Consider the following 19,299-nt stretch of genomic DNA (forward strand, 5'->3'; position numbering starts at 1 on the left):
AATAAGCCGCGACATTTGTCAATGTCGCGGCTTTCTACATCTTGTGGATATTAACTATCAGATCAATATCTGTAGTGGTCGGACTTGAACGGGCCCTTCGGCGAGACGCCGATATAGGCAGCCTGTTCCTCAGAAAGCTCAGTCAGCTTCACGCCGAGCTTGTCGAGATGCAGGCGTGCGACCTTTTCATCGAGATGCTTCGGCAGGATATAGACCTGGTTGGAATACTGGTCGGGCTTGGTGAAGAGCTCGATCTGCGCCAGCGTCTGGTTGGTGAACGAAGCCGACATCACGAAGGACGGATGGCCGGTGGCGTTGCCGAGGTTGAGCAGACGACCTTCGGAAAGAAGGATGATGCGGTTGCCCTTGGGGAATTCGATCAGGTCGACCTGTGGCTTGACATTGGTCCACTTGAGATTGCGCAATGCGGCGACTTCGATTTCGTTGTCGAAGTGACCGATATTGCCGACGATCGCCATATCCTTCATCGCCCGCATATGGTCGATGCGGATGACGTCCTTGTTGCCGGTGGTGGTGATGAAGATATCGGCCGAGGAAACCACGTCCTCGAGCAGAACGACTTCATAACCATCCATCGCAGCCTGCAATGCGCAGATCGGATCGGCTTCGGTCACCTTGACGCGGGCGCCGGCGCCGGAGAGCGAAGCGGCAGAACCCTTGCCGACGTCGCCGTATCCGCAAACGACGGCAACCTTGCCGGCCATCATCACGTCGGTGCCGCGACGGATGCCGTCGACCAGCGATTCCTTGCAGCCATACTTGTTGTCGAACTTCGACTTGGTAACCGAGTCGTTGACGTTGATCGCCGGGAAGGGCAGCAGGCCCTTCTGGCTAAGCTGGTAAAGGCGGTTGACGCCGGTCGTCGTTTCCTCGGTGACGCCCTTGATCGCGTCGCGCTGCTTGGTGAACCAGCCCGGGGAAGCGGCAAGGCGCTTCTTGATCTGTGCGAAGAGGATTTCCTCTTCTTCGGAATGTGGGTGAGACAGCACGTCCTCGCCGGCTTCGGCGCGGGCGCCAAGCAGGATGTACATGGTGGCGTCGCCGCCGTCATCGAGGATCATGTTGGAAAGGCCGCCATCGGCCCACTGGAAGATCTTGTCAGTGTAGACCCAGTAATCCTCGAGCGATTCGCCCTTGATGGCGAAGACAGGCACGCCGGACGCGGCGATCGCGGCAGCGGCATGATCCTGCGTCGAGAAGATGTTGCACGAGGCCCAGCGGACTTCGGCGCCGAGCGCGACCAGCGTTTCGATGAGCACGGCCGTCTGGATGGTCATGTGCAGCGAGCCGGTGATGCGCGCGCCCTTCAACGGCTTTGTCCGGCCGAATTCGGTGCGGCAGGACATCAGCCCCGGCATTTCGGTTTCGGCGATCGTAATTTCCTTGCGGCCGAAATCCGCAAGCCCGATATCGGCGACGACATAATCTTTTTCAGTGCTCATAGAGGCCTCCAGGCTGAAAACGTCTCAAAAATTGGCGCAGGCGCCAAGATGACCGCGTGCAAGCGCACGGCATGTCCGCCGTTTAGCAGGCTTCGCCGGGGATGGCAATAAGGATATAAAGAAGTCTTTATATGTTTATATGAGCTCGCCGTCGCTCACATTTCTTCGCCGAACCTATTCTGGATCAGCTGGTCCAGCGCCTCCAGTGCTTCCTGGGCCTGGCTGCCGCTCGCCGAGACGACGACACTCGAACCGGGGCTTGCCGCAAGCATCATCAGCCCCATGATGGAGGTGCCGCCGACCGTCATCCCGTCCTTGGAAACGGTGATGGCGGCATCGAAGGTCTCGACCATCTGCACGAATTTGGCGGAAGCGCGCGCGTGAAGTCCGCGCTTGTTGATAATGAGGAGTTCCCGGGAGAGCGATGTCATGAAGGCTCGTTATTTTCCGCTGAGCACACGGCTCGCGACATTGATATATTTCCGCCCGGCTTCGGAAGCCTCCACCAACGCCTTCTCCATGTTGTTCTCGCCGCGCACGCCGGCAAGCTTGATCAACATCGGCAGGTTGACGCCGGCAATGACTTCGGTATGGCCGCTGCTCATGACTGATATGGCAAGGTTGGACGGCGTGCCGCCGAACATGTCGGTCAGGATGACGACGCCATGGCCATCATCGGCACCGGAAACGGCTTCCAGAATGTCCTGCCGTCTCTGGTCCATGTCGTCTTCGGGGCCAATACAGACCGTCTCGATGAATTTCTGAGGACCGACGACGTGCTCGACAGCATGACGAAACTCTTCAGCCAGCTTGCCATGAGTGACAAGCACAAGTCCGATCATGATATTACTGCTCCCATAGACGCAAACGGTGGACCCAATATCGCAATGCAGCAATTACGTCCACCGGTGGGGGCACATCTTGGCTATGAAAAGCCGAAGTGCAAGATAAAAATGCGACTATATAAGGCAGATTGACCAATCCGGAAGGCCCTAGCGCCCGATATCCGGCACTTTTGCCATCAGGATCGCAAGGGGTGAGGAAACGCCCGCGAGCAACCGCAATGCGGGAAGCGAAAAACCGGCGGCAAGGCCCACTATTTCGCCCTCGGGAGGCACCCGGTTTTCACCGGTAGCGCTGCCCGGAAGCACGGCATAATGCATGGCCGCCCTGGGAATATGATCCTGATGAACGATGCCGGTGCCGCGAAGCTCCATCAGCCCGGTGATCGACGGCGGGCACGCGGCAATCACCGCGCCGGCCTCTCCTGAGAGAAGAACCTGGTCGTCGGCGACCAGCGCCGTGAACAGTCCGAGGCGGCGCGCCTCCGTCATGCAGGTGAAGGCCAGCATCGATTTGCCCCAGCCGGAAGGCCCGCTGAACAGCAGTCCCGTCTTGCCGACGACGATCGCCGTCGCATGGATGTTGAAAGCTGCCTCGGTCATGCTGCGGTGCCGACTGGCAAAGAGAGGATGAAGCGCGCGCCGAGCACATGCCCGCCTTCGGCATCGGTGATGTTTTCGGCTCTCAGCGAACCGCCATGCGCTTCGGCGATCTGCCGGCTGATCGAAAGGCCGAGACCCGAATTCTGGCCGAAGCCTTCCGATTCCGGCCGGTCCGTATAGAAGCGCTCGAAGATACGGTCGATATTTTCCGCCTGGATGCCGGGGCCGTTGTCTTCGATAGTGGTGACGCAGCGCGAACGCGTCCGCACCAGCCGCACGGTAATCTTGCCGCCCTTTTCCGGCACGAAAGAACGGGCATTCTCGATCAGGTTGGCGATGATCTGGCCGATGCGCAGATCATGGCCATTGACGACGAAGCGCGTCTTGATGTTCGGCTTGCGCTCGATCGCATATTCGATCTCCACCTGCTTCTTGCTGCTCCTGACCTGGCGCGAAACCTCGATGAGGTCACGCAGCAGCACCTCCATGTCGACGGAGCCGGCATCGACGCGTGCGAGTTCGGCATCGAGACGGGAGGCGTCGGAGATATCGCTGATCAGCCGGTCAAGGCGGCGGACATCGTGCTGGATGACGTCCATCAGCCGTTTCTTGGAATCGTCGGATCGAGCAAGCGGCAGCGTTTCAACAGCGCTGCGCAGCGATGTCAGCGGGTTCTTGAGCTCGTGGCTGACATCGGCCGCGAAACTTTCGATTGCATCGATGCGGTCGTAGAGCGCCGTCGTCATCTCGCGCAACGCGATGGAAAGGTTGCCGATTTCATCCTGGCGGGCGGAGAAGTCGGGGATCTCCTCGCGTGCCTTGGCCCCCCGGCGCACACGGATGGCAGCCGCCGAAAGACGGCGCAGCGGATTGGCGATCGTCGATGAAAGCACCAGCGAAAGCAGCACGTTGACGAGAGTCGCGACGCCGAAGACGCGCATGATGGCAAGCCGCTCGGCATGAACGATATTGTCGATGTCGCCCGCCTGCGTCGACAACAGCAAAACGCCGAGCACGGCACGGAAACGCTGGATCGGCACGGCGACGGAAACGATGAGCTCGCCTTTCTCGGTGGTGCGCACGACCGCGCCGCGCACGCCGGTGAGCGCATTCATCACCTCGGGATAGATCGAGCCGTCGCCGCCCGGCGCTTCCTTGTAGAGCGGCAGATTGCCGGGCTGCAGCGCCTTGTTGAACAGGGTGGCGAACCACTCGCTCCAGGTCTGCTTCTCCTCTTCAACAGGCGGCAGGTCGAAGCGCAGCACCTGGCCGCGCGAATAGAGATGGCGCGAATCGAGCAGCAGATTGGCATCGGCATCGAAGATGCGGGCGCGCGTCCGCGTCGGAGAAATCAGCCGGCGCAGGACGGGCGCGACCTTCTCGGGATCGATCGGGAATTCGAGATCCTCGTCATTCGGCACCGGGGTGATACTCTGGCCGGCCTGCAACTCGAGCAGTTTCTGCGGATCGATGGTGATCGAGTTGGTATCGACCGAAGCGGAGGCCGAAACGGCGCCGGCAATGATCTCGCCCTGCGTCAGCAGGCTCTCGACGCGGGCGTCGATCAGCCCCTCGCGGAACTGGTTGAGGTAGAGGATGCCGCCGACGAGCACCAGCAGTGCGGCAAGATTGAAGAACAGGATGCGCCGCGTCAGGCTGGAAAAGACGGCATTGCCGAAGATGCGGCGGATCAGGGTGAAGGGATGCGACCAACGTCGGCCTCGGCCGCGACGGGTGCTTACGCCCTCCGCATCGTCCAGATCCCTTTCCTGCACCAACTGTGCCAATGACAGGCCCTTTCGAAGGGCGGGGCCGGATGAACCGGCCCGCAGCCCTTAATATTTCATACAGCGCCGCGCGTCTTTTCAGACGCGCAAAGGACGCTGCAACATTTTGACTGCTGCATAATTTGATCCTTAAATCGGATTCCGATTTAAGGAATTATGCAGTAGCGCTGCGCCGCTTGGGCTCAGGCTGCTTCGCGGAAGCGGTATCCCACTCCGTAGAGTGTTTCAATCATATCAAAGTCGGTGTCGACCATCTTGAATTTCTTGCGCAGCCGCTTGATGTGGCTGTCGATGGTCCGGTCGTCGACATAGACCTGTTCGTCATAGGCCGCGTCCATCAGCGCGTCGCGGCTTTTGACGACGCCGGGGCGCTGCGCCAGCGAATGCAGGATCAGGAACTCGGTCACCGTCAGCGTCACGGCCTCGCCCTTCCAGGTGCAGGTATGACGTTCCTGGTCCATGACCAGCTGCCCGCGCTCCAGCGAGCGGGCCTGCTGCACCGCGCCGTTCTTCGGAGCGCCGGCGGGGCTGGTGCCGGCGGCGGCGGCTTCACGACTTGACGCGCGGCGCAGGACGGCGCGCACGCGCTCCACCAGCAGACGCTGCGAAAAAGGTTTGGTGATGAAATCGTCGGCGCCCATCTTCAGGCCGAAGAGTTCATCAATCTCCTCGTCCTTGGAGGTGAGGAAGATGACGGGAATATCCGACTTCTGCCGCAGGCGACGCAGCAGTTCCATGCCATCCATGCGTGGCATCTTGATGTCGAAGATCGCCAGCTGCGGCGGTCGGGCCAGAAGGCCGTCGAGCGCCGAGGCACCGTCCGTATAAGTCTCGACCTTGTATCCTTCGGCCTCCAGCGCGATCGACACCGAGGTGAGGATGTTGCGGTCGTCATCAACGAGCGCGATTGTCGGCATGGTGTTGGTCTCCGTCATCAGTGCGCAATCTCCCGGATTTGCTCTCCCCAGGCGGTCTCAATGACCGGATGCGCTTATGGAGGATAAAGGTGGAACAAATTGTGGCAAAGATAAAGGGGAGGATTGTCGTAAAATTCGCAAGCAATCTCAGGTAGCACATCAAAATAGTTAAACGCAGTCTTTTCAAACGATTTAAAATCAGAGCAATAAATTTAAATCGATTAATTGTTTGATATCACTGCATTTTCCCAAGTTTTCCATCTTGTGTTTTAAAATTTCTGCCCGTATTTTCGCACTCAGTTTTAACGGCAACGAGCCTGAGCGAAGGGAACTAGCCATGGAAATGTTCGGAGTTCATAACCCGGCAATAGAGCTGGCAACGGTGGGATTGGGCGGCGCAGCCAGCGTTCGTTACAACTTTTCCGCCGCCGCGCTCTATGAAGAAGCGATCCGCCGGGGCGAAGCCGAACTGACCGCTCAGGGCGCGCTGCGGGCTATCACCGGCCAGCACACGGGCCGTTCGCCGCGCGACAAGTTCGTCGTTCGCGACATCAATACCGATGGCGAAATCTGGTGGGACAACAACAAGCCGATCTCGCCGGAACATTTCGCCTTGTTGCGCGACGATATGCTGGCGCATGCCGCGGGCAAGGAGCTTTTCGTCCAGGACCTCGTCGGCGGCGCCGAGGAAGGCCATGCCCTTCCGACCCGCGTCGTGACCGAGTTCGCCTGGCATTCGCTGTTCATCCGCAATCTGCTGATCCGCCCTGACACCGCAGCGCTGTCCAGCCTCGCCCCGAAGTTGACGATCATCGATCTGCCGAGCTTCAAGGCCGATCCGGCCCGCCACGGCTGCCGTTCGGAAACGGTGATCGCCTGCGATCTCACCAATGGTCTCGTCCTCATCGGCGGCACCTCTTATGCCGGTGAAATGAAGAAATCGGTCTTCACCGTGCTCAACTACCTGCTGCCGGCCAAGGGTGTGATGCCGATGCACTGCTCGGCCAATGTCGGCCCGGACGGTGACGCGGCGGTTTTCTTCGGCCTTTCCGGCACGGGCAAGACGACGCTTTCGGCCGATCCGGCACGGACGCTGATCGGCGATGACGAACACGGCTGGAGCGAGAACGGCATCTTCAACTTCGAAGGCGGCTGCTACGCCAAGACCATCCGCCTCTCGGCCGAAGCCGAGCCGGAAATCTATGCGACGACGCAGCGTTTCGGCACCGTTCTGGAGAACGTCGTGCTGAACGAAAGCCGCGAGCCAGATTTCAACGACGGGTCGCTGACTGAAAACACCCGTTGCGCCTATCCGATGGACTTCATCCCGAACGCTTCGGAAACGGGCCGCGCCGGGCATCCGAAGACGATTATCATGCTGACCGCCGATGCCTTTGGCGTCATGCCGCCGATCGCCCGATTGACGCCTGACCAGGCGATGTATCACTTCCTCTCCGGCTACACCGCCAAGGTGGCCGGCACGGAAAAGGGTGTCGTCGAGCCAGAAGCGACCTTCTCCACCTGCTTTGGCGCGCCCTTCATGCCGCGGCATCCGGCCGAATATGGCAATCTGCTCAAGGAACTGATCGGTCGTCATGGTGTCCAATGCTGGCTCGTCAATACCGGCTGGACCGGCGGCGCCTACGGCACCGGCAAGCGTATGCCGATCAAGGCGACACGCGCACTTCTCGCCGCCGCCCTGACCGGCGAACTTGGACAGGTCGAATTCCGTGCTGACACGAACTTCGGCTTCGCCGTGCCCGTCTCCGTCGACGGCGTCGACAGCAGCATTCTCGATCCGCGCTCGACCTGGGCCGACAAGGCAGCCTATGACGCGCAGGCCGAAAAGCTGGTCTCGATGTTCATCGCGAACTTCGCCAAGTTCGAAAATCATGTCGACGGCGGCGTTCGCGATGCCGCCCCCGGCGTGAAGGTTGCCGCCGAATAAGGCGAACAAGCAATTCCAGCAAAAGTGCACAGCGGTTTTGCGTCCGGAATTGCGTGAAAACAAAAAGTTAGAGCATTCCGTACTTCCAAGAAGAACGGAATGCTCTAGTCCTGACTCACGTGAAACCCGGCATCGCAGGATTGCCGGGTTTTTCTTGATCATGGCCGATATTTTCAATTCGCCGTTGATGTGAGATAGAACGCCGCATGGCCAGCGACGCGCTCTATATCGATGACAGGATCACCATCGCGGGATGGGAGCTGACGGAACAGTTCGTTCTGGCGGGCGGCCCCGGCGGGCAGAATGTCAACAAGGTCTCGACCGCGGTCCAGCTGTTCTTCAACATCCCGAATTCGCCGTCCCTGAATGATCGTGTCAAAGCCAATGCGATCAAGCTCGCCGGCCGGCGGTTGTCGAAGGACGGCGTGCTGATGATCGAGGCGAGCCGGTTTCGCAGCCAGGATCGCAACCGCGAGGATGCGCGCGACCGGCTGAAGGAACTGATCCTGGAGGCCGCCAAGCCGCCACCGCCGCCGCGCAAGAAGACCAAGCCGACCAAGGGCTCCGTCGAACGCCGCCTGAAAGAAAAATCCGGCCGCTCGGAAGTCAAGAAAATGCGCGGCCGCCCCGGCGGTAGTGAATGACATGGCCGCGCTCTTGAACGGCATCCGCCATCTCCCCGGCTATCTCGACCGCGCGCGTCAGGAGGCATTGGTCGAGGTGATCCGCACCATCGTCGCCGAAGCGCCGCTTTACGTGCCCGTCATGCCCGGCACCGGTAAGCCGATGTCGGTGCGCATGACCAATTGCGGGCCGCTCGGTTGGGTGACGGACAAAGAGCGCGGCTATCGCTACCAGCCGACGCACCCGGCAACCGGCAGGCCCTGGCCTGATCTGCCGCAGCAATTGCTCGATATCTGGAATGACGTTTCGGGTTACGACAAGTTGCCGGAAGCCTGCCTCGTCAATTTCTACTCCGACGAAGCCCGCATGGGCCTGCATCAGGACAAGGACGAACAGGATCTCAAGGCCCCGGTCGTCTCGATCTCGCTCGGCAACAGCTGCCTCTTTCGTGTCGGTGGCCTCAGCCGCAACGATCGTACGCTATCTTTCAAGCTTTCAAGCGGTGATCTGGTGGTGTTGGGCGGCGAGGGGAGGCTGTGTTTCCACGGCGTCGACCGCATCCATCCGGCGACTTCGACGCTGCTGAAGAATGGCGGCCGCATCAATCTGACGCTGCGCCGCGTCAATCCCTAAAATATAGACGCCGCTATAGTTTTCGCAGCGCGACTTGTTCGATCAGGTGATCCTTGCCCTTTTTCAGGATGAGATCGGCGCGCGGACGAGTCGGCAGAATGTTCTGGCGCAAGTTCTTCAGGTTGATGTTTGCCCAAAGATCCTCGGCGATTTCGAGCGCTTCAGCGTCGCTGATCGACGCATAGCGATGGAAATAGGAATTCGGATCGCGGAAGGCGGTCTCGCGCAGCCGCATGAAGCGCGTGACATACCAGTTGTGGATCTCGTCTTCCGCGGCATCGATATAGATCGAGAAGTCGAAGAAGTCGGAGACCATCGGCACGATCCTGCCGCCGGCAGGGAGGTCGCGCGACTGCAGCACGTTGATGCCTTCGAAGATCAGGATGTCGGGCCGGTCGACGATCTTGTATTCGTCCGGCAGCACGTCGTAGACGAGGTGCGAATAGCTGGGCGCCTTCACGTCCGGCTGTCCGGCCTTGATGGCCGAGAGGAAACGCAGGATCGAAGCCGTGTCGTAGCTTTCCGGAAAGCCCTTGCGCTGCATCAGCTTTTCCCGCTGCAGCACGGCGTTCGGATGAAGGAAGCCGTCGGTGGTGACGAGATCGACCTTCGGACTGGAAGGCCAGCGCCCCAGGAGCTCCTTGAGGATGCGGGCGGTGGTCGATTTTCCCACAGCGACCGAGCCGGCGATGCCGATGACGAAGGGCGTCTTCGTTACATCGGACAGGCTGAGGAAGCGGTTGCGTTGTTCGAACAGCATCTGCGAGGATTCGACATGCGCCGACAGCAGTCGTGACAGCGACAGATAGATCCGCCGGACCTCGTCGAGATCGATCGGATCGCCCATCGAACGCAGCCGTTTGACCTCGTCGCTGGTCAGCGTCAACGGCGTGTCGGCGCGGAATTTTGCCCATTGTTCGGAAGAGAAGAAGTGGTAGGGGGAATAGGATTCCGACTGGAAGTGATCCAACGTTTCCGGCACCCCGATAATCTCAGTCGCGATACTCATGAACTCTGCCGGCTGGCCTTTTCCTTGAGGCCGGACTGCGCGGTTCTGCGCTCGAGCTCGGCCATGACATTCTCTAACGGTATTTCAGCAATCTTCAATACGACCAATAGATGATAGAGCACATCGGCAGCCTCATAGGTCAGATTGTCGCGGTCGCCCGTCACCGCCGCCATCACGGCTTCGATCGCTTCTTCGCCGAGCTTCTTTGCCGCTTTCGGCTGGCCGGCGGCCACGAGCTTGGCTGTCCAGGATTGCTCCGGCGAAGCTTTCGATCGCTCTTCGACGATGCTCTCGAGATCGGAAAGGGAAAATCCGCTCATAGGTCCGCTTTCAAGGTTCAGTCGAGACGCATGTCGATGCCGCACTTGGACATATAGTGCTTCGCCTCGCCGACGGAATAGGTGCCAAAGTGGAAGATCGACGCGGCGAGGACGGCATTGGCGTGGCCCTCCTTTATCCCGGCGACGAGATCATCGAGATCGCCGACGCCGCCGGAAGCGATGACAGGCACACGCACCGCATCGGCGATCGCCCGCGTCAGTTCCAGATCGTAGCCGACCTTGGTGCCGTCACGGTCCATCGAGGTAACCAGCAGCTCGCCGGCGCCACGCGCCACCATCTTCTGGGCGAATTCGACGGCATCGATGCCGGTCGCGTTGCGGCCGCCATGGGTATAGATTTCCCAGGCGCTGAGATTGTCGCCGCCGACCGCCTGGGTGCGCCGGCGCTTGGCGTCGATCGAGACGACGATGCACTGGTCGCCGAACTTGTCGGCCGCCTCAGTGACAAAGTCGGGATTGCTGACGGCTGCCGAATTGATCGAGACCTTGTCGGCGCCGCACAGCAGCAGCTTGCGGATATCGGCGATGGTACGCACCCCGCCGCCGACCGTCAGCGGCATGAAGCATTGGTCGGCCGTGCGCGACACGACATCGAAGATCGTCTCGCGATTGTCCGAGGAAGCGGTGATGTCGAGGAAGCAGAGTTCGTCGGCGCCGGCCGCATCGTAGGCCTTCGCGGCTTCGACGGGATCGCCGGCATCGACGAGATTGAGGAAGTTGACGCCCTTGACGACGCGGCCGTCCTTGACGTCGAGGCAGGGGATGACACGAGCCTTGAGGGTCATTTATGCGGTCTCCTTGGCCCGGGTCGCCTTGATCAGCGCCAGCGCTTCCTTAGGATCGATACGGCCGTCATAAAGCGCACGGCCTGAAATCACCCCTTCCAGTTTTCGCGCATCGGGCTCCAGCATGCGCCTGACATCGTCGAGAGAGGCAAGGCCGCCCGATGCGATCACGGGAATGGAAACGGCGTCGGCAAGTTCCAGCGTCGAGGTCCAGTTGATGCCGGCAAGGATGCCGTCACGGTCGATATCGGTGTAGATGATCGCGGCGACGCCGGCGCCCTCGAATTTTCTGGCGAGCTCGATGATACCGAGTTCGGAGGCCTCCGCCCAACCCTCGACCGCCACCTTGCCGCCCTTGGCATCGATGCCAACGGCGACATGACCAGGAAATTTCCGGCAGGCCTCGATGACCAGCGCCGGATTTCTGACCGCCACGGTGCCGAGAATGACGCGCCGCAGCCCGCGCGACAGCCAGGCCTCGATATGATCGAGCGTGCGAATGCCGCCGCCGAGCTGCACCGGATTGTCAGTTGCCTTGAGGATCGCTTCGACGGCATCGCCATTGGCCGAATGTCCCGCGAAGGCGCCGTCGAGATCGACCACATGCAGCCATTCGAAACCCTGATCTTCGAAGGATCTCGCCTGGGCGGCCGGATCGGTATTGTAGACAGTCGCCTGCTGCATGTCGCCGAGCTTCAGGCGGACACATTGGCCGCCTTTCAGGTCGATCGCGGGAAAAAGGATCATGTCGTCTTACGTCCGTAGAGTGGTCGATACCATCAGCGCATTCCACGCATCTACGATATCCGAGCGGAAAAAGACAGCGGCAATGGTAGCCGCGCCGAAAAGCAGAAGAAGCAGCAGGGTGACGGCAAAGCCGGCCCGGACCTGGCGCCAGAAGCCCAGGCGCCTCTTCATCGATTTCTCGATGTCTCGCACCTGGCGCAGTGCATCGTTGTTGACGGCAGTCAGCCGGATCTGCGGCTCCATCGCCTCGACATAGGTTTCGGCATAACTCGAAAGGATCTGCGAGGCGCGGTCGCGCAGCGTATTGCGCAGGTCGGTCGAGAGATAATTGCTGTTGACGGCGGCAAGTTCGGCCTCGTCGGGCGAACGGCCGGCATTTCGCTTGCGATGGCTGAGAACGAAATCGCGCTTTTGACGCTCGTAGAGTGCGTAGGCGAGCAGGCCGATCAGATCGTCCTCGCCTTCGATATAGAATTCCAGCACGGCCTCGGCGATGTCGCTGGCGCTGATCCCGTTTTGCCGCCGGCCCGAACTGTCGTTTGCGGGGAGCGATTCATGGATCATCGGTCCAGCCTTTCTTTCAGCGCCTTGGCTGCATTGGAAAGCGCTCGTCTGTGGATGGCTTCGTCGACACGGCGGATGATCGTGCCGCCGGGAAGCTTGATGTCAGAAAAGGCAGGCAAGCCTTCCCTGGAGGGCCGCAACGTGTAGAACACCTTGCCTGATTTCCGTGAAGCCGGCATCGAGCGCACTCCTGTTCCGCCGTTTCCATACAGAGGAAATAAGGCGGCTGTATTAAAAGCCAGCCCTTGGAGCAATTCCAGCAAAACTGCGCAGCGGTTTTGTGTCCGGAATTGCGTGAACTACGGGTTCCAGCGCAGGAAATTGCCGATCAGGGCCAGGCCGAGCTTCTGGCTCTTTTCCGGGTGAAACTGCGCGCCGACCATGTTGTCGCGCCCGACGAAAGCGGTCATCGAACCGCCATAGTCGGTCGTCGCAATGACATCCTCGGCGTCTTCGGCGGCAAGATGGTAGGAATGCACAAAATAAGCATGTAGCCCCTGCGACCCTGTCGGAATTCCCTCGAAGAGCGGATGGTCGCGCTTGAGGTCGAGCGTGTTCCAGCCGATCTGCGGGATCTTGAGCGCAGGATCATCCGGCGTCATCTCGACGACGTCACCGGGAATCCAGTTAAAGCCGTGCGTCACGGTCTTCTCGAGGCCGCGCGAGGACATGAGCTGCATGCCGACGCAAATGCCGAGGAACGGCCGTGCCTTCTTCTCGACAGCCTCGATCAACACCTCGGCCATCCCAGGCACGGCATCGAGACCGCGCCGGCAATCGGCATAGGCGCCGACACCGGGAAGCACGATACGATCGGCCACGGCAACGTCCTCCGCCCTGTCGGTGAGATCGATATGGGCATCGATGCCCGCTTCGCGCGCGGCACGCTCGAAAGCCTTGGTCGCCGAGCGCAGGTTACCGGAGCCATAGTCGATAATTGCGACGCGCATCGTCAGCGTCCTCCATCAAAACCAAAGAGACCAAGCGATGTGCCATGGCCGTGCGGGCTGTTCGGACGAGCCCTGTTCTGCCAGTCCGGTGCCGCGGCGTCGTCGCTATCCGCGATTACAGCCCTGTCCGAGAAATAGATCTGCTCAGCAATGCCGATCGTATCGGCTGCAATGAGTGCGTCTTCGTTCCAGCCCTTGGCGGCAAGCTTGCGGACACGGAAATTCTGGCCCTCGAGACCGACCAGCATATTCACACCCAGGAGGATTGCCGCTCCCGCCGGCCCGAGGCCCGGTTCGTCCATCAGCACACCACCAATCCCCTGCAGCAGAAAGGCGGCCGCCGCGTGCAGCCAAAGCCGATGTGCCAGCAGCCAAGCCCATGGAAACAGGAAGCCGAGCAGCGTGAAGCCGTCGCGGATGGTTCGCGTCTCGTCCGCCGTGGCGCTCGTGCTGCCGGGCGGCGTCAGGAAGATATAGCTGGATGTCATTGTCGCCGCTCCCTCGAAGGGCTCAGACGAGCGTGCCCTTGGTCGAGGGAACACGGCCCGCCTGTCTCGGATCGATCTCTGTCGCCGTGCGCAACGCGCGGGCAACGGCCTTGAAGCATGTCTCGGCAATATGATGGTTGTTGGCACCATAATGGTTGAGAATATGCAAGGTGATGCCGGCATTCTGGGCGAGCGCATGGAAGAATTCACGAACGAGCTCGGTGTCGAAAGTGCCGATCTTCGGCGCGCTGAAGGCGACATTCCAGACGAGGAACGGCCGGCCGGAAAGATCGACGGCAGCCTTGGTCATCGTCTCGTCCATGGCGAGATCGATCGATGCGTAGCGGGTGATGCCGCGCCGGTCGCCGAGCGCCTTGGAGATCGCCTGGCCGATGGCGATGCCCGTATCTTCGACCGTATGGTGGTCATCGATATGCAGGTCGCCCTTGGCATCGATCTCCATGTCGATGAGGGAGTGTCGCGAAAGCTGGTCGAGCATATGGTCGAAGAAGCCGACGCCCGTCGAAATCGTCGATTTGCCGGTGCCGTCGAGATTGACGGAAACGGAAATCGAGGTTTCGTTGGTCTTGCGGGAAACGCTGCCCGTGCGGCTTGCTGCGGTCTCGGCCATATGGCCCTCCATCGGGAATAAGGGCGTTCCTTATCAGGCGCATCGGGAAATATCCAGAAGCCGGGCAAGAGAAAAGCCGGCCCATTTGCAATCTGCCTCGGCCCACTTACATAGGGCCCAACAAGGCCGGTGTGCGGCCTAGATCAGGATGATCTTAGGCCCATCGGCCTAAGATCTGAATCCGGATCTAAATCAAAGAAATGGAGCATGATGTCGTCCGAAAACCGCTTCACACTTTTCGGCATCATGCTCTAGCGTAACGGCCCGCGTCATGGGCGGACAGGTGTTTTATGACAACAATCATTACAGTTCGAAAAGGCGGCAAGGTAGTGATGGCGGGCGACGGCCAGGTGAGCCTCGGCCAGACCGTCATGAAGGGCAATGCCCGCAAGGTGCGCCGTATCGGCAAGGGCGAAGTCGTCGCCGGTTTCGCCGGCGCCACTGCCGATGCCTTTACCCTGCTCGAAAGACTTGAAAAGAAGCTTGAGCAATATCCCGGTCAATTGATGCGCGCCGCCGTCGAGCTCGCCAAGGACTGGCGCACCGACAAATACCTGCGTAATCTCGAAGCCATGATGCTGGTCGCCGACAAGTCGATCACGCTGGCGATCACCGGCAACGGCGACGTCCTGGAGCCTGAGCATGGCACGACGGCGATCGGTTCGGGCGGCAATTTTGCCTTGGCCGCCGCCCGTGCGCTTATGGATACTGACAAATCGGCTGAAGAGATTGCTCGCCGCGCCCTCGATATCGCCGCCGACATCTGCGTCTACACGAACCACAATATCGTGGTGGAATCCTTGGATGTTGAAGGCTGAACTCCATGCCTTCTGGCCGCTTGGCCTAGACGAACAGGCCTTCGAGGACTTGGCGAAACAACGACGAATTACGGCCGGGCGCTGCTAATGGCCCTGGACCGCCAGGAGAATAACACCCAATGACGACTTTTTCCCCCCGCGAGATCGTTTCTGAGCTCGATCGCTACATCATCGGCCAGCATGATGCCAAACGCGCCGTCGCGATTGCGCTGCGCAACCGCTGGCGCCGCCAGCAGCTCGACCCGAGCCTGCGCGATGAAGTCATGCCGAAGAACATTCTGATGATCGGCCCGACCGGTGTCGGCAAGACCGAGATCTCCCGCCGCCTGGCAAAACTCGCCGGCGCACCCTTCATCAAGGTGGAAGCCACCAAGTTCACCGAAGTCGGCTATGTCGGCCGCGATGTCGAGCAGATCATCCGCGATCTGGTCGAGGTCGGCATCGGTCTGGTGCGCGAGAAGAAGCGGGCCGAGGTGCAGGCCAAGGCGCATGTGAGCGCCGAGGAGCGTGTTCTCGATGCGCTGGTTGGCACCACCGCTTCGCCCGCCACCCGCGAAAACTTCCGCAAGAAGCTGAGGGATGGCGAACTCGACGACAAGGAAATCGATATCGAGGTGGCCGATGCCGGTTCCGGCATGGGAGGCTTTGAAATTCCCGGCATGCCGGGCGCCAATATCGGCGTGCTGAACCTGTCGGAAATGTTCGGCAAGGCGATGGGCGGCCGCACCAAGAAGGTCCGCACCACAGTCAAGGCCTCCTACAGCGACCTGATCCGCGACGAATCCGACAAGCTCATCGACAACGAAGTGATCCAGCGCGAAGCCGTTCGCTCCACCGAGAATGACGGGATCGTCTTCCTCGACGAAATCGACAAGATCGCCGCCCGCGACGGTGGCATGGGCGCCGGCGTTTCGCGCGAAGGTGTCCAGCGCGACCTCTTGCCGCTCGTTGAAGGCACGACCGTTTCGACCAAGTACGGACCGGTGAAGACAGACCACATCCTCTTCATCGCCTCCGGCGCCTTCCATGTCTCCAAGCCCTCGGATCTTCTGCCGGAACTGCAGGGCCGCCTGCCGATCCGTGTCGAATTGCGTCCGTTGAACAAGGATGATTTCCGTCGGATCCTGACCGAGACGGAAGCGAGCCTCATCCGTCAGTACCGCGCACTGATGGAAACCGAAAGCCTGAGCCTTGAATTCACCGACGACGCGATCGACGCGCTTGCCGATGTCGCCGTGCATCTGAACTCTTCCGTCGAAAACATCGGCGCACGCCGCCTGCAGACGGTCATGGAGCGGGTGCTCGACGATATTTCCTATAACGCGCCGGATCGGGGCGGGACTGCCGTGACGATCGATGCCGCCTATGTGCGCGAGCATGTCGGCGATCTCGCACAGAACACCGACTTGTCGCGCTTCATTCTGTGATATCGGCGCACCGGTTCATGTCTTTCCCGGTATGAATGCCGGATTGTGACGAACGCGACTCTCGACAGCGGGCCTTTTACTTTCTACTGCATAATTCCCTAAATCGAAATCGATTTAGGGATAAAATTATGCAGCAATTCAAAGTGCTACAGCGTCCTTTGCGCGTCTGAAAAGACGCGCGGCGCTGTAGTGAAGGCCCGTTTTGTTTTCTGCTCCGGCTTTATTCGGCCAAGATTCTGGTCCAGGCAGCCGCATCGCAAACAGGACGATGGAACGGACGGGATAACGGATCGTGCGACGCCTTTTGACAAGCCTTATGATTGCCGTTGCCCTGGTGAATTCGGCGCCCGCCTTCGCAATGCAGACGGTGCCGGCGGGCAATCGTCACGCCGAGCAACCCGATATTCCGGGCGCTTCCATCAGGCGCACCAAGGGCACCAAGAGCAGCTTCGATCTGAAATACGAAAAGGTTCATGAGCTTCTGGCGACCGATCGCGAGCTCATGGGCAAGATCCGGAAGATCTCCAGCGCCTACGGCATCAATCCCATCCATGTCGTCGGCGCGATCGTCGGCGAACACACCTATAATGTCGACGCCTACGACCGGCTGCAGGCCTATTATGTCAAGGCGGCCTCCTATGCCGGAGAAAGCTTCCGCTTCGCTTATGACGGCGAAAGCGTCGACGAATTCGTGGCGCGGCCGCAATTTTCCGAATGCAAAGGCAAGAGCGATTCCTACACGCTCTGGTCCTGCCGCGAAGATGTCTGGGAAAGCGATTTCCGCGGCAAGACGGTAGGCGGCAAGAGTTTCCCCAACAACCGCTTCAGCGCGGTCTTCTTCCAGCCCTTCTATGCCGGTCAGACCTTCGGCCTCGGCCAGGTCAATCCGCTGACGGCGCTGATGCTCTCCGATCTCGTGACCCGCGTGTCGGGTTATCCGAAGCTGAATGAGAAGAATGCCGGCGCCGTCTACAAGGCCATCATGGATCCCGATATCTCGCTCGCCTTCGTCGCGGCTTCGATCCGCAGGTCGATCGACGACTACAAGGAGATCGCCGGCATGGATATCTCGGGTAATCCCGGCCTGACGGCGACGCTTTATAATGTCGGCAATTCGCGCCAGCGCGCCGCAGCACTTGCTGCGAAGAACCGCGGCGCCGGTACGACGGTCTGGCCGGAAGAGAATTATTACGGCTGGCTGATCAACGACAAGCTGGACGAACTTAAGGGCCTGCTCTAGCTTCAAGCTTGCCGGGAAGCTTAGATCTTCCCCGAAAGGCTTTTACGATGGACATGCGTCCGGACCCCTTCGTTCCGCCAGCACCGCTGCCGCGTACCGTACCGCCGAGCCGGCTGGAAATCATTCGCATCATTCTGCGCAATCCGCTCGAACTCTGGGGCGAGCCGTCCTACACGCTGCCCTGGATCCGCACCAATTTCTTCGGCCAGAGGACGCTGATCGTCAACGATCCCGGCCTTATCAAACATGTGCTGGTCGACAATGCCAATAATTACCGCATGTCGGATGTGCGCCAACTCGTCCTGCGTCCGATCCTCCGCGACGGCCTTCTGACCGCCGAAGGTTCGGTCTGGAAAAGATCACGCAAGGCGGTGGCGCCTGTTTTCACGCCTCGCCACGCCCAAGGCTTCGCCGGGCAGATGCTGCGCCAGTCCGAAGACTATGTCCGTAAATATGAGAGCGCGGACGAGACAGGCGCAATTTTCGATATCAGCACCGACATGACCGAGCTGACCTTCGCGGTTCTCGCCGATACGTTGTTCTCCGGCGAAATCGTCACCTCGAGCGGCCATTTCGCCGACGATGTCAATGAACTCCTGCATCGCATGGGCCGCGTCGATCCGATGGATCTGATGCGCGCTCCGTCCTGGGTTCCACGTGTGACACGCATCGGCGGCCAGAAAGTGCTGGAGAAATTCCGCGCCATTGTGCGCAACACGATGGATATGCGGCTCGCAAAGATGAAAGCGAATCGCAGCACCGCGCCCGAGGATTTCCTGACCCTGCTCCTGGAACAGGCCGGCCCCGAGGGGCTGACGAAGGAGGAGATCGAAGACAATATTCTGACCTTCATCGGCGCGGGGCATGAGACCACAGCCCGGGCGTTGGCCTGGACGCTGTATTGCGTATCGAACAGCCCGCATATCCGCGAGGCGATGGAAGAAGAAATCGACGCGGTGCTTGCCACTGGGGCTGAACCAGTGGAATGGCTGGATATGATGCCGCAGACGCGCGCCGCCTTTGAGGAGACTTTGCGCCTCTATCCGCCGGCGCCATCCATCAATCGCGCCGCCATATCAGATGATTCCTGGACAAGCCCCATGGGCGAGCGGGTCGAGCTCGAGGCCGGTGTCACGGTGCTGATCATGCCCTGGACGTTGCATCGCCACGAACTTCATTGGGACAGGCCGCGAGCCTTTATGCCCGAACGCTTCCTGCCGGAAAATCGCGGCTCTATCGGCCGTTTCCAGTTCCTGCCTTTCGGCGCCGGTCCGCGTGTCTGCATCGGTGCAACATTTGCACTTCAGGAGGCGGTGATCGCCCTTGCCGTGCTGATGCATCGCTATCGTTTCGATTCCACCGATCAGACCAACCCCTGGCCGGTGCAGAAGCTGACGACGCAGCCGCAGAACGGGCTGCCGATGCGCGTGACACCGCGCATAATTTCCACAAAGGCATAAATCTTTCGAATTATTGCAGAAT

22 protein-coding genes and 1 pseudogene are annotated in these 19,299 nt (G+C 60.2%); 8 read left to right on the plus strand and 15 right to left on the minus strand.

Annotated features, from left to right (window positions below; translation table 11 throughout):
* Positions 1 to 62: 62 nt before the first annotated feature.
* The 6 genes from ahcY to ELH03_RS21775 all read right to left on the minus strand — a co-directional run bounded on the left by ahcY (position 63) and on the right by ELH03_RS21775 (position 5,612).
* Entirely contained in the window at positions 63 to 1,463 is a 1,401-nt protein-coding gene (gene ahcY / locus ELH03_RS21750; protein ID WP_130766633.1) for an adenosylhomocysteinase, read from the minus strand.
* 155 nt (positions 1,464 to 1,618) lie between these two features.
* Positions 1,619 to 1,894, minus strand: coding sequence for an HPr family phosphocarrier protein (locus tag ELH03_RS21755; RefSeq protein WP_097610516.1), 276 nt, complete (start codon positions 1,892 to 1,894; stop codon positions 1,619 to 1,621).
* 9 nt (positions 1,895 to 1,903) lie between these two features.
* On the minus strand, positions 1,904 to 2,305 hold the full coding sequence (locus ELH03_RS21760; RefSeq protein ID WP_003544139.1) for a PTS sugar transporter subunit IIA: 402 nt from the start codon (positions 2,303 to 2,305) through the stop codon (positions 1,904 to 1,906).
* A 150-nt stretch (positions 2,306 to 2,455) separates the two neighbouring features.
* The gene (locus ELH03_RS21765; protein WP_128403859.1) at positions 2,456 to 2,908 is read right to left on the minus strand and encodes an HPr kinase/phosphorylase; all 453 of its coding nucleotides are present in this window, start codon (positions 2,906 to 2,908) and stop codon (positions 2,456 to 2,458) included.
* A complete protein-coding gene (locus ELH03_RS21770; protein ID WP_128403858.1) occupies positions 2,905 to 4,695 on the minus strand; it encodes a sensor histidine kinase in 1,791 nt (596 codons plus the stop codon). The genes ELH03_RS21765 and ELH03_RS21770 overlap by 4 nt, the downstream gene beginning before the upstream one ends.
* 182 nt (positions 4,696 to 4,877) lie before the next feature.
* Complete coding sequence (locus ELH03_RS21775; protein WP_197727795.1) at positions 4,878 to 5,612, minus strand: response regulator transcription factor; 735 nt, start codon at positions 5,610 to 5,612, stop codon at positions 4,878 to 4,880.
* A gap of 337 nt (positions 5,613 to 5,949) precedes the next feature.
* Here ELH03_RS21775 and ELH03_RS21780 point away from each other — a divergent pair, with 337 nt between their 5' ends.
* The 3 genes from ELH03_RS21780 to ELH03_RS21790 all read left to right on the plus strand — a co-directional run bounded on the left by ELH03_RS21780 (position 5,950) and on the right by ELH03_RS21790 (position 8,817).
* Entirely contained in the window at positions 5,950 to 7,560 is a 1,611-nt protein-coding gene (locus ELH03_RS21780) for a phosphoenolpyruvate carboxykinase (RefSeq protein WP_130766634.1), read from the plus strand.
* Positions 7,561 to 7,766: 206 nt separating this feature from the next.
* Positions 7,767 to 8,204, plus strand: coding sequence for an alternative ribosome rescue aminoacyl-tRNA hydrolase ArfB (gene arfB / locus ELH03_RS21785; protein ID WP_128403854.1), 438 nt, complete (start codon positions 7,767 to 7,769; stop codon positions 8,202 to 8,204).
* A gap of 1 nt (position 8,205) precedes the next feature.
* The gene (locus ELH03_RS21790) at positions 8,206 to 8,817 is read left to right on the plus strand and encodes an alpha-ketoglutarate-dependent dioxygenase AlkB family protein (RefSeq protein WP_128403853.1); all 612 of its coding nucleotides are present in this window, start codon (positions 8,206 to 8,208) and stop codon (positions 8,815 to 8,817) included.
* A 13-nt stretch (positions 8,818 to 8,830) separates the two neighbouring features.
* Here the strand turns inward: ELH03_RS21790 and coaA are convergent, their stop codons facing one another.
* The 9 genes from coaA to hisB form a co-directional block, all read right to left on the minus strand.
* The gene (gene coaA / locus ELH03_RS21795; protein ID WP_027682303.1) at positions 8,831 to 9,826 is read right to left on the minus strand and encodes a type I pantothenate kinase; all 996 of its coding nucleotides are present in this window, start codon (positions 9,824 to 9,826) and stop codon (positions 8,831 to 8,833) included.
* A complete protein-coding gene (locus tag ELH03_RS21800) occupies positions 9,823 to 10,146 on the minus strand; it encodes a phosphoribosyl-ATP diphosphatase (RefSeq protein ID WP_017995608.1) in 324 nt (107 codons plus the stop codon). Before ELH03_RS21800 ends, coaA begins: the two co-directional genes overlap by 4 nt.
* A 17-nt stretch (positions 10,147 to 10,163) precedes the next feature.
* On the minus strand, positions 10,164 to 10,952 hold the full coding sequence (hisF, locus tag ELH03_RS21805) for an imidazole glycerol phosphate synthase subunit HisF (RefSeq protein ID WP_105007797.1): 789 nt from the start codon (positions 10,950 to 10,952) through the stop codon (positions 10,164 to 10,166).
* On the minus strand, positions 10,953 to 11,699 hold the full coding sequence (hisA, locus tag ELH03_RS21810) for a 1-(5-phosphoribosyl)-5-[(5-phosphoribosylamino)methylideneamino]imidazole-4-carboxamide isomerase (protein WP_130766635.1): 747 nt from the start codon (positions 11,697 to 11,699) through the stop codon (positions 10,953 to 10,955).
* A 6-nt stretch (positions 11,700 to 11,705) separates the two neighbouring features.
* Positions 11,706 to 12,263 carry a hypothetical protein gene (locus ELH03_RS21815; RefSeq protein WP_130766636.1) on the minus strand — a complete coding sequence of 186 codons (558 nt, stop codon included), beginning with the start codon at positions 12,261 to 12,263 and terminating at the stop codon, positions 11,706 to 11,708.
* Complete coding sequence (locus tag ELH03_RS21820; protein WP_128403849.1) at positions 12,260 to 12,442, minus strand: hypothetical protein; 183 nt, start codon at positions 12,440 to 12,442, stop codon at positions 12,260 to 12,262. The genes ELH03_RS21815 and ELH03_RS21820 overlap by 4 nt, the downstream gene beginning before the upstream one ends.
* 120 nt (positions 12,443 to 12,562) lie before the next feature.
* A complete protein-coding gene (gene hisH, locus ELH03_RS21825) occupies positions 12,563 to 13,213 on the minus strand; it encodes an imidazole glycerol phosphate synthase subunit HisH (RefSeq protein WP_128403848.1) in 651 nt (216 codons plus the stop codon).
* A 2-nt stretch (positions 13,214 to 13,215) separates the two neighbouring features.
* The gene (locus ELH03_RS21830; protein ID WP_128403847.1) at positions 13,216 to 13,701 is read right to left on the minus strand and encodes a DUF2628 domain-containing protein; all 486 of its coding nucleotides are present in this window, start codon (positions 13,699 to 13,701) and stop codon (positions 13,216 to 13,218) included.
* Between the two features lie 22 nt (positions 13,702 to 13,723).
* Positions 13,724 to 14,332: an imidazoleglycerol-phosphate dehydratase HisB gene (gene hisB, locus ELH03_RS21835; protein ID WP_003544176.1), complete on the minus strand. Its 609-nt coding sequence runs from the start codon at positions 14,330 to 14,332 to the stop codon at positions 13,724 to 13,726.
* A 290-nt stretch (positions 14,333 to 14,622) separates the two neighbouring features.
* On the opposite strand from hisB, the gene hslV reads away from it, so the two are divergent.
* The 5 genes and pseudogenes from hslV to ELH03_RS21860 all read left to right on the plus strand — a co-directional run bounded on the left by hslV (position 14,623) and on the right by ELH03_RS21860 (position 19,277).
* On the plus strand, positions 14,623 to 15,150 hold the full coding sequence (gene hslV, locus ELH03_RS21840) for an ATP-dependent protease subunit HslV (protein ID WP_018244195.1): 528 nt from the start codon (positions 14,623 to 14,625) through the stop codon (positions 15,148 to 15,150).
* Between the two features lie 30 nt (positions 15,151 to 15,180).
* Positions 15,181 to 15,273, plus strand: a pseudogene (locus ELH03_RS38675) (GNAT family N-acetyltransferase); the annotation flags it as partial.
* Positions 15,270 to 16,577, plus strand: coding sequence for an ATP-dependent protease ATPase subunit HslU (hslU, locus tag ELH03_RS21850; RefSeq protein ID WP_011649875.1), 1,308 nt, complete (start codon positions 15,270 to 15,272; stop codon positions 16,575 to 16,577). The pseudogene ELH03_RS38675 and the gene hslU, both read left to right, overlap by 4 nt.
* 292 nt (positions 16,578 to 16,869) lie before the next feature.
* Positions 16,870 to 17,817 (plus strand): DUF1402 family protein, encoded by a 948-nt coding sequence (locus ELH03_RS21855; RefSeq protein ID WP_128403846.1) that lies wholly within the window; start codon positions 16,870 to 16,872, stop codon positions 17,815 to 17,817.
* A gap of 47 nt (positions 17,818 to 17,864) precedes the next feature.
* Positions 17,865 to 19,277: a cytochrome P450 gene (locus ELH03_RS21860; protein ID WP_128410355.1), complete on the plus strand. Its 1,413-nt coding sequence runs from the start codon at positions 17,865 to 17,867 to the stop codon at positions 19,275 to 19,277.
* The last annotated feature ends 22 nt before the right edge of the window (positions 19,278 to 19,299 follow it).

The organism is Rhizobium beringeri (assembly GCF_004306515.1).
Classification (GTDB): Bacteria; Pseudomonadota; Alphaproteobacteria; order Rhizobiales; family Rhizobiaceae; genus Rhizobium; species Rhizobium beringeri.

Excerpts from the sequence above, each read along its gene's own strand:
- ahcY (WP_130766633.1), bottom strand. The coding sequence starts at position 1,463 with ATGAGCACTGAAAAAGATTATGTCGTCGCCGATATCGGGCTTGCGGAT.
- ELH03_RS21755 (WP_097610516.1), bottom strand. The coding sequence starts at position 1,894 with ATGACATCGCTCTCCCGGGAACTCCTCATTATCAACAAGCGCGGACTT.
- ELH03_RS21760 (WP_003544139.1), bottom strand. The coding sequence starts at position 2,305 with ATGATCGGACTTGTGCTTGTCACTCATGGCAAGCTGGCTGAAGAGTTT.
- ELH03_RS21765 (WP_128403859.1), bottom strand. The coding sequence starts at position 2,908 with ATGACCGAGGCAGCTTTCAACATCCATGCGACGGCGATCGTCGTCGGC.
- ELH03_RS21775 (WP_197727795.1), bottom strand. The coding sequence starts at position 5,612 with ATGCCGACAATCGCGCTCGTTGATGACGACCGCAACATCCTCACCTCG.
- ELH03_RS21780 (WP_130766634.1), top strand. The coding sequence starts at position 5,950 with ATGGAAATGTTCGGAGTTCATAACCCGGCAATAGAGCTGGCAACGGTG.
- arfB (WP_128403854.1), top strand. The coding sequence starts at position 7,767 with ATGGCCAGCGACGCGCTCTATATCGATGACAGGATCACCATCGCGGGA.
- ELH03_RS21790 (WP_128403853.1), top strand. The coding sequence starts at position 8,206 with ATGGCCGCGCTCTTGAACGGCATCCGCCATCTCCCCGGCTATCTCGAC.
- coaA (WP_027682303.1), bottom strand. The coding sequence starts at position 9,826 with ATGAGTATCGCGACTGAGATTATCGGGGTGCCGGAAACGTTGGATCAC.
- ELH03_RS21800 (WP_017995608.1), bottom strand. The coding sequence starts at position 10,146 with ATGAGCGGATTTTCCCTTTCCGATCTCGAGAGCATCGTCGAAGAGCGA.
- hisF (WP_105007797.1), bottom strand. The coding sequence starts at position 10,952 with ATGACCCTCAAGGCTCGTGTCATCCCCTGCCTCGACGTCAAGGACGGC.
- hisA (WP_130766635.1), bottom strand. The coding sequence starts at position 11,699 with ATGATCCTTTTTCCCGCGATCGACCTGAAAGGCGGCCAATGTGTCCGC.
- ELH03_RS21815 (WP_130766636.1), bottom strand. The coding sequence starts at position 12,263 with ATGATCCATGAATCGCTCCCCGCAAACGACAGTTCGGGCCGGCGGCAA.
- ELH03_RS21820 (WP_128403849.1), bottom strand. The coding sequence starts at position 12,442 with ATGCCGGCTTCACGGAAATCAGGCAAGGTGTTCTACACGTTGCGGCCC.
- hisH (WP_128403848.1), bottom strand. The coding sequence starts at position 13,213 with ATGCGCGTCGCAATTATCGACTATGGCTCCGGTAACCTGCGCTCGGCG.
- ELH03_RS21830 (WP_128403847.1), bottom strand. The coding sequence starts at position 13,701 with ATGACATCCAGCTATATCTTCCTGACGCCGCCCGGCAGCACGAGCGCC.
- hisB (WP_003544176.1), bottom strand. The coding sequence starts at position 14,332 with ATGGCCGAGACCGCAGCAAGCCGCACGGGCAGCGTTTCCCGCAAGACC.
- hslV (WP_018244195.1), top strand. The coding sequence starts at position 14,623 with ATGACAACAATCATTACAGTTCGAAAAGGCGGCAAGGTAGTGATGGCG.
- hslU (WP_011649875.1), top strand. The coding sequence starts at position 15,270 with ATGACGACTTTTTCCCCCCGCGAGATCGTTTCTGAGCTCGATCGCTAC.
- ELH03_RS21860 (WP_128410355.1), top strand. The coding sequence starts at position 17,865 with ATGGACATGCGTCCGGACCCCTTCGTTCCGCCAGCACCGCTGCCGCGT.